This is a genomic window from Parcubacteria group bacterium (assembly GCA_041657845.1).
GTDB lineage: Bacteria > Patescibacteriota > Minisyncoccia > Moranbacterales > JAKLHP01 > JAKLHP01.
Genome location: JBBABD010000037.1, coordinates 1 through 7,525, shown reverse-complemented (window position 1 = coordinate 7,525; position 7,525 = coordinate 1). Strand labels below are relative to the sequence as shown.

The window sequence follows — 7,525 nt, the reverse complement described above, 5'->3', positions numbered from 1 at the left end:
TCATCTGGCATAGCATCTCGAATATTCACGAACCCGATAAAAATATTTCATATTTTTATCTCACGAAACAATCTCAAATTTAGGGATTTTTCGTGATAAGTTTAGTGAATGTTTAGTGATTTACTTTACTGGTAAATTAGCCGGCGCACCTCCAAGCTTAGCTTCTACTCTGCGAAGCGATGGGGTCATCACAGACATATCGGGCATATGAAATATCGTAGCAAGTTCTGAAGTGCTTAAATAACAATTATTACCGGTTGGATCGCGGTCAATGTATCGTTTGATTAATTTCCTTTGCCTGTAACGAAGCCTTGACTTTATCATAAAATACCAGGCATAGGTTTTTGTGTCGTCATGAATAGCTATTCCGTTCGAATATTGATCAGAAAATTGTTTCATTGATCCCCAAAATCCCCCTACTACTCCCGGCTTATCATAGTTTTCTCTTTTGCCGACATAAACAAATCTCATCTTCGTTAAGAAAATATTTTTGGTCATGTTTTCCTCGAGGGCCTTGAGTTTTTCTTTTTCCCCCGGCGTTAAGCGAAATTCAAGGGGGGTTTCTTCTTTTTCTTCTTCTGCCGACTTAAACTCAACCGGTCCTGATATAGCCTTTGAAAGATTGCCAAAAACATCGGTAATGTCAGTCCACAATCTTTCTAAAACTCCGCCAGGCTTGCTGTCTCTTTTTGTAAGTTCATTAATCATTTTTGTTCCCTCGTCATGTTCCCATCCTTCTTTTTCAGGCGTAATTAAAACCTGCCACCAAACTTTTTGGTTAGGACCAAGCTGAGAAAGAACCTCAAGGACAGAAGAAAGCGGGTCGATCATTTTTCCAGTAACATCTTCCTGAAATCTATCGTAAGTTTTGATCGGCATCGGTTCGGGGCCAGCTAATTTTGCATCCGCTCCCCAAACTTCCCATTTTTTGTTAGGAAGAATAAGCGGCACTCTTTTTACATAATCATCCGCCTCTACAATCTGAATATCAGGATACTGGGCATAAAGAGCGGCTTCCACCATTCCTCGGTCAAAATCAGGACATTGTATATAGAAATGTATTTCACCGCTATCCCCGACTAATTCCAGGCTAAAACGTTCAATCACCTTGCCCTTCATATAATAATCACCCTTTGGAATAGTTGTAAGTACGCCATGAATCACATTGAAAAAAGACTCCATTATTTTAGGACTCTTTTCGAGATTTTGAGGAGGAATTAATTCAAGTAAAATTTTCTTAAGAGAAGACATATATTCTCGATCTCGAACTTGTTCTATCCATAAAGGCCTGAAAACAGCATAGAAAAGCGGCGGTAAAATAAAATACCAAGTATAAGAGAAAACTATGCCCATAGTTCCGAGCGAGCCTGCGATATCCTTGAAAGAAGAAAGTAATAAGTCCATTTTTTTGAGTCCGTTTTAAATAACGTTGTATCTAAAGGATCTTTTTTATGTTAGATGCTTTTTTCTATTTCTTTATATAATATCTTTTTTTTCCCACTTTTTCGAAAAAATTATTGAGGTTTATCAAGACTGTTGATTTCTTTACTTTTCTGGCATTCAAAATTCTGTTTATGATTTCCTCCCTTTCCATTGGCTCTGCATTTTTTTTGAGAATATCCTCGATTACTTCCTTAACAGTTCCTTGCGAGTATCCCCACTCAGAAAGGGCATAGATTCCCCTTCCGACCAAAATAAAGCGTTTATCCCGAATAAGTTCATTGTGAATTGTTTGCGGGTGGGTCTTTTTCTTTTTATTGAGCTTGTGCTTGTCAATCAGACCGGCAATTTCTTTAAAATGAAGAGGCTTTCCTGTTTCTTTGAGTATTAAATATATTTTTTCTTTGGTTCCCTTGGGAGTAATCTCATCCCAAATTTTCAATCCCCACTTTTCAAAACTCCCCTTTTTTATTTCACTGGAAACTTCCAAATAATCGAATATCTTCTTTTGTTCAGCGTCTATTCCTCCTGATTCTTTTATTTTTTCAAGAAGTTCCTGATTAGTAAGAGGATTCTTAATTTTTTCTAAAATTTCTTTTACGCTATTCTTTATTTTCCTCCATTCGTTGATATCAAAACTTTCCGTGGCCCATGATCCTTCAAGTTCTCCTTGAATTTCCTTAAAACTAAAATTGCCAAAAATATCAAGAAAAAACTTCAATGATCCTTTTTCCTTAATTTCAAGATCATCAGACAACAATACTTCTTTTTTCATTATATCATTTTTTTCTTCTATAGTAAACTTAATTTTATTATTAACCGCATCAGTATTTTCACTCTTTTTTTTCTTTAGCTTTTTAAATGTTTCTCTTATGATTTGGCGTACTCTTTCTCTGGTAATATTATATTCTTTTCCTATCTCTTCCAGGGTTTTTGGTTCCTTGCTCTCAATTCCATATCTGTCTTTTATGATGCCTGCTGATCTTTCTGGAAGGTCAGAAAAAAACTTTTCCAAAGCTAAAAATAAGCTGATTTTAGCCATTTTCTTGCTGCTGTTCTCTCCTTCTGCCAATTTGCTGTTCATTTATTTAAAATATAATCTTTAACCAAAATTATGCGTTAGATTAGATTAGCACATATTTTATAAATTTGTCAAGCCTCTGGTAGTTTTTACTGCGATTCAAACAACGAAAAAACTCGCTTTGTTAAAAGCGAGTTTTGTATGGAATTTTAACAAATAGTTATTTTCTTACCTTAACTTTAAAATCCTTTTCCAAGTTTTGAATTATTTTCCCTATTATTTCGTCCACTTCTTCATTTTTGAGAGTTCTTTCCGGAGCTCCGAAAAATATCCGAAAAGCAAAGCTTGTTTCATTTTTTTCTTTAAAATCAAAAATATCAAAAAGTTCTACGTTTAATACCAAACTTCCTCCTGACTTTCGAATATTCTTTAAAATATCATCGACTTTTATTTCCAAACTGGCAAGCATTGAGATATCTCTTGACGATACCGGATATTTTCGAATCTGTATGAATTCTTTTTCCGGCTTGGAAATTTTCCGAAGTTCTCCCATGTTAAATTCAAACATCGCAACTCTTTTATGGATGTCAAAATTGGCTAGCACCAGAGGATTAACTTCTCCCAAATATCCAAAACCTTCATTTTTTCCTTTGATTTTAAGCTCCGAGCATCTAGTTTCGTGCCAAAGTGCTAGAGAGGCGCTGCTTGAAGAGCATTCAAGATTATCAAAATAATAATCTGCAATTCCCAGTTTTTCAAAGAGAGCGTCTGCATAACCCTTTAACTCAAAAAAACTTTCGGCTTTCTTGTCTTTTTCTAAAACTATCGCCCCGACTAGCATATTCTTTTCTTCCGGAAGAACTTCTCTGTTGGGAAAATAGATTTTTCCGATTTCAAAAATGCAAAAATCATTGAGATTCTTTAGATTTTCCCTGATATTCTTGAGAATATTGGGAATAAGGCTTGTCCGAAGCAAAGCCTGATCGGGATTCATTGGATTTTCCAGTTCAAGATGCTTTATTTCAGACAAATTCGCCAGTCCTGCATCTTTTAAGCTATAGAAGGAATAATTATAAATTTCAGAAAACCCGATTCCGGAAAGAATTTCTTTCACCGTTCTTTCAAACTTTCTCAATTTATTTATCTTTGCCGCTTGAATGGAAACGATTGGAGAACTTGATTCTATTTTCTCATATCCGTAAATTCTTCCAAGTTCTTCAATTAAATCTTCCTGAGTTTTAAGATCAATTCGGATGGTTGGAATTTTTACAGTTATCATCTTACCTTTGCCGGAAGTTTTTAGTCCCAGTAAATTCAATATTTTTAGCGCTTGCTTTTCTGGTATTTTTTCTCCCAATAGCTTGCTAGCATATTCCAAATTTAATTTTATTTTCCATTCCTTGGCTGGTTTTGGATAAACATCAACAATTCCTTCAAACTTTCCGCCAAAAGATTCGATAATTCCAATCAATCTTGCTATCGCAATTTCTGTTAAGTTTGGATCAATTTCTTTTTCGTATCTGTCGGAAGCCTCTGTTTTGATATTCTGCCTGGTTCTAGTTCTTCGGATTGAGGTGGCATTGAAATTGGCGGATTCCAGGACAATAGAAAGTGTATTTTCATTGATTCCGGAATCTTCTCCTCCCATAACTCCGGCAATTGCCAGGGCCTTGCTCTCATTGGCAATAACCAAATCATCGGAAGATAGTTTTTTAACAGTTTCGTCTAATAATTTTATTTCTTCTCCATCTCCCGCCTTTCTAACTTTTATATTTACCGATTTTCCATTTCCAATTTTATTGAAATCAAAGGCATGCAAAGGCTGGCCGAGTTCCATCATCACATAGTTAGTCGCATCGACGATATTATTAATCGGATTCACTCCAATAGCTTGCAGGCGGTTTTTCATCCAGCTGGGAGATTCTTGGACTTTAATGCCAGTCATTACGGCTCCCATATATCGCGGGCAAAGATTTTTATCTTCAATCTTGACAGTCAATGCGCTCGTTTTCTTCGTTACGATTTTTTTAATTTTATAATCAAATTCTTTGTTTTCCAGCGCGGCTAATTCCCTGGCCACTCCAATATGGCTCAAGCAGTCGTGTCCTCTGTCCGGCAGAACCTTAATTTCAAAAGTTGTATCGTCGAGACCTAAAGTTTTTGATATTTTTTCACCGATTTTTGTTTCTTCATCCAATATAAAAATTCCACTATGATTTTTTCCGAGTCCTAATTCATCTTCCGCGCAAAGCATCCCGTATGATTTTACACCTCGGATTTCAGCTTCTTTAATCTCGAAATTGCCTGGAAGAATGGCTCCTATTATCGCTACAGGAACCTTATCTCCGACTTTGATGTTTGAGGCTCCGCAAACAATATCCAATTTCATTGCGCCAATATCAATTTTAGTCAGTTGCAGTCTGTCAGCATTCGGATGCTTGTTTATTTCCAATATTTTTCCAATAACAACTTTTTCTAATCCTTCTCCTTTTTTCTCAATTCCTTCCACCTCGAAAGAATGCATCATTAGAGCATCTATAATCTGATCGGCAGTTTTATTGGTTTTGGATAAATCTCTAAGCCAATTGTAGGAATATTTCATAAAATAATTTTTAATTTCCAATCTTTAATTTTTAAATAAATCTTAATTTCTAAATTTTTAAACATTAAAAATTAAAACATTATTTATAAAATTAAAAATTACAAAATTTAAAAATTCTAAAACTGCTGTATAAACCGAAGATCTCCGCCATGAAACAATCTAACATCATCAATTTTATATTTCATCATTGCCAGCCGTTCCAACCCAAATCCCCAGGCAAAACCCTGGTATTTGTTTCGAGGATATCCGGCAGCAACAAAAACAGCCTGATTTACCATTCCAGCGCCTCCCAATTCCAACCAGCCGGCATCCTTGCAGGCCCTGCAGCCTTTTCCACCGCACATCAGGCAATTAATATCAAACTCAAATCCAGGTTCCACGAAGGGAAAATAGCTGGGACGGAGCCTTATTTTGACATCCCTTTCGAAAAATTTAGAGAAAAATTGTTCCGCAATATGTTTCAAATTTCCAACATTAACATCTTCTCCGACCACAAGAGCTTCAAATTGATAAAAAGTATGATCATGCGTGCTGTCAGTCGCTTCTCTTCGAAAACATTTTCCAGGAGCAATAATTCGAAGCGGCGGTTTGTTTTTTTGCATATAGCGAATTTGCATCGTCGATGTCTGGGTTCTCAGCGCCAATTTTTCATCACCAGCTTTCTGTTTCAGCCAGAATGTGTCTTGCATATCGCGCGCTGGATGATCCTTGGGAACATTCAGAGCATCAAAATTATACCATTCCGTTTCTATTTCCGGACCATCAGCGATTTCAAATCCCATTCCGGTAAAAATATCCTCAATCTCATTTCGGACTTGGCTCAAAATATGAAGATGTCCGTTTTTTACTTTTTTTCCCGGAATAGTAACGTCAATTTTTTCTTTTTCAAAATCAAAGCTGTCTTTTTCCAAAACTTTCTGGGTTTTATTTATGTAATCTTGAATTTCTATCTTTGAACTGTTGGCCAGCTGTCCGATTTTCCTTTTCTCTTCTTCGGAAAGATTCTTGATATTTTTCAAAATATCATTGAATTCGCTTTTTCTTCCTAAATATTTTTTTTCCAGATCAAAAAGACTTTCCTTGTTTTTGACTTCGGAAATTTCTTCAATGGCTTTGCTTTTTATTTCGATTATTTTTTCCTGCATTTATTCAAATTTTATTTTCACAAAATCTTTTTTTCCAAATTTTATAACTTTTCCATCATAGCTATCATCCAGCAGAGCTTTAGGATCTGTATTTTTTTTACCATCAATTTCCAGTCCGCCTTGTTCTACGACTCTACGAGCTTCAGATTTGCTTTTTGCTAGACCGGTTTCCATCATATAATCAATTATTGATATACTAGGGGCAGGACTAGGCACTACCCGAATGTCTTCCGGAATCTCTTTTTGGGAAAAAGTCTTGATAAAATAATCCTGGGCTTCCTTAGCCTTCTCTTCGCCATAATTTATCTTGGTTATTTCGTATGCCAATTGCAATTTCAAGTCACGAGGATTATTGTCCGGATTCTTCATTTTTTCCTTTATTTCAGCCACAATATTTTTGACTAAATTTGTACAAAGCTCAAAACCGGGATTAATAAGCCCGTCGGACCACGCCATAATTTGTCCGAACATATTCTCTGGAGTCTCATCCAAATTTACCACATTTCCTTCCGTCTTTCCCATTTTCTTTCCATTTTCATCCGCCAAAAGTTTTATTGTCAAAACAAATTTTTCTTTATTTTTCATCGCCTTTATTAAATCTCGCCCGCAAAGCATATTGAACATCTGGTCATTCCCACCGATTTCCAAATCGACGTCCATTTCTACGCTATCATTGGCCTGTACCAATGGATACAGAAACTCGTGGAGATAAATCGGTTTTTCTTCCTTTAGGCGCTGTTGAAACATATCTCTCTGAAGCATCTGCTGAACAGTAAAATTGGAAGATAATTCAATTAAATCTTTAAAATTAATTTTGTCGCTCCATTCACTGTTGCGCAAAACTTTAGCCGGATTTTCTCCGTCAAATTTCAAATATCCGGAAGCTTGTTTCTGATAATTTTCACTATTCCCCAAAGCTTCTTCTCTGGTAAGTTTTTTTCGAGTAGCGCTTTTGTCGGTCGGATCGCCAATCATTCCAGTAAAATCTCCAATCAGAAAAATCACCTCGTGTCCCAATTTTTGAAATTGGCCAAGTTTGTTAATGGAAATGGCATTTCCAATGTGAAGCGCTTTAGCTGTTGGATCATAACCGCAGTATAATCGTATCCTTTTTCCAGACATTAAAACTTTTTTAAGTTCTTCTCGGCTAGGAAAAATATTTTCCACTCCTCGAGTCAAAATTTCATCTATTAATTTTTCATCAGTAATTACTTTTGGCATATTTTTATGATATCAATTATTTAACATTTTCGCAAATTTGTTGATTTTTTAGGGAGGCAGAAGAGATGAATGCAATCATCTCTCCTGCCTGTTTTT

At 35.8% G+C, this 7,525-nt stretch carries 5 protein-coding genes; all 5 read right to left on the bottom strand.

Translation table 11 applies throughout. The features are described 5' to 3' along the window. Nucleotides 1-120: 120 nt before the first annotated feature. Complete coding sequence (locus WC906_04670) at nucleotides 121-1,404, bottom strand: hypothetical protein (protein ID MFA5777706.1); 1,284 nt, start codon at nucleotides 1,402-1,404, stop codon at nucleotides 121-123. 64 nt (nucleotides 1,405-1,468) lie between these two features. Further along, nucleotides 1,469-2,524 (bottom strand): HTH domain-containing protein, encoded by a 1,056-nt coding sequence (locus WC906_04665; GenBank protein ID MFA5777705.1) that lies wholly within the window; start codon nucleotides 2,522-2,524, stop codon nucleotides 1,469-1,471. A gap of 157 nt (nucleotides 2,525-2,681) precedes the next feature. Then, nucleotides 2,682-5,063, bottom strand: a complete 2,382-nt coding sequence (gene pheT / locus WC906_04660; protein MFA5777704.1) for a phenylalanine--tRNA ligase subunit beta — start codon at nucleotides 5,061-5,063, stop codon at nucleotides 2,682-2,684. 116 nt (nucleotides 5,064-5,179) lie between these two features. Beyond that, complete coding sequence (pheS, locus tag WC906_04655; GenBank protein MFA5777703.1) at nucleotides 5,180-6,208, bottom strand: phenylalanine--tRNA ligase subunit alpha; 1,029 nt, start codon at nucleotides 6,206-6,208, stop codon at nucleotides 5,180-5,182. Continuing rightward, the gene (gene tyrS, locus WC906_04650; protein MFA5777702.1) at nucleotides 6,209-7,429 is read right to left on the bottom strand and encodes a tyrosine--tRNA ligase; all 1,221 of its coding nucleotides are present in this window, start codon (nucleotides 7,427-7,429) and stop codon (nucleotides 6,209-6,211) included. Nucleotides 7,430-7,525 lie beyond the last annotated feature (96 nt).

Coding starts and splice junctions, on each gene's coding strand:
- WC906_04665 (MFA5777705.1), bottom strand. CDS start 2,524: ATGAACAGCAAATTGGCAGAAGGAGAGAACAGCAGCAAGAAAATGGCT.
- WC906_04670 (MFA5777706.1), bottom strand. CDS start 1,404: ATGGACTTATTACTTTCTTCTTTCAAGGATATCGCAGGCTCGCTCGGA.
- pheS (MFA5777703.1), bottom strand. CDS start 6,208: ATGCAGGAAAAAATAATCGAAATAAAAAGCAAAGCCATTGAAGAAATT.
- pheT (MFA5777704.1), bottom strand. CDS start 5,063: ATGAAATATTCCTACAATTGGCTTAGAGATTTATCCAAAACCAATAAA.
- tyrS (MFA5777702.1), bottom strand. CDS start 7,429: ATGCCAAAAGTAATTACTGATGAAAAATTAATAGATGAAATTTTGACT.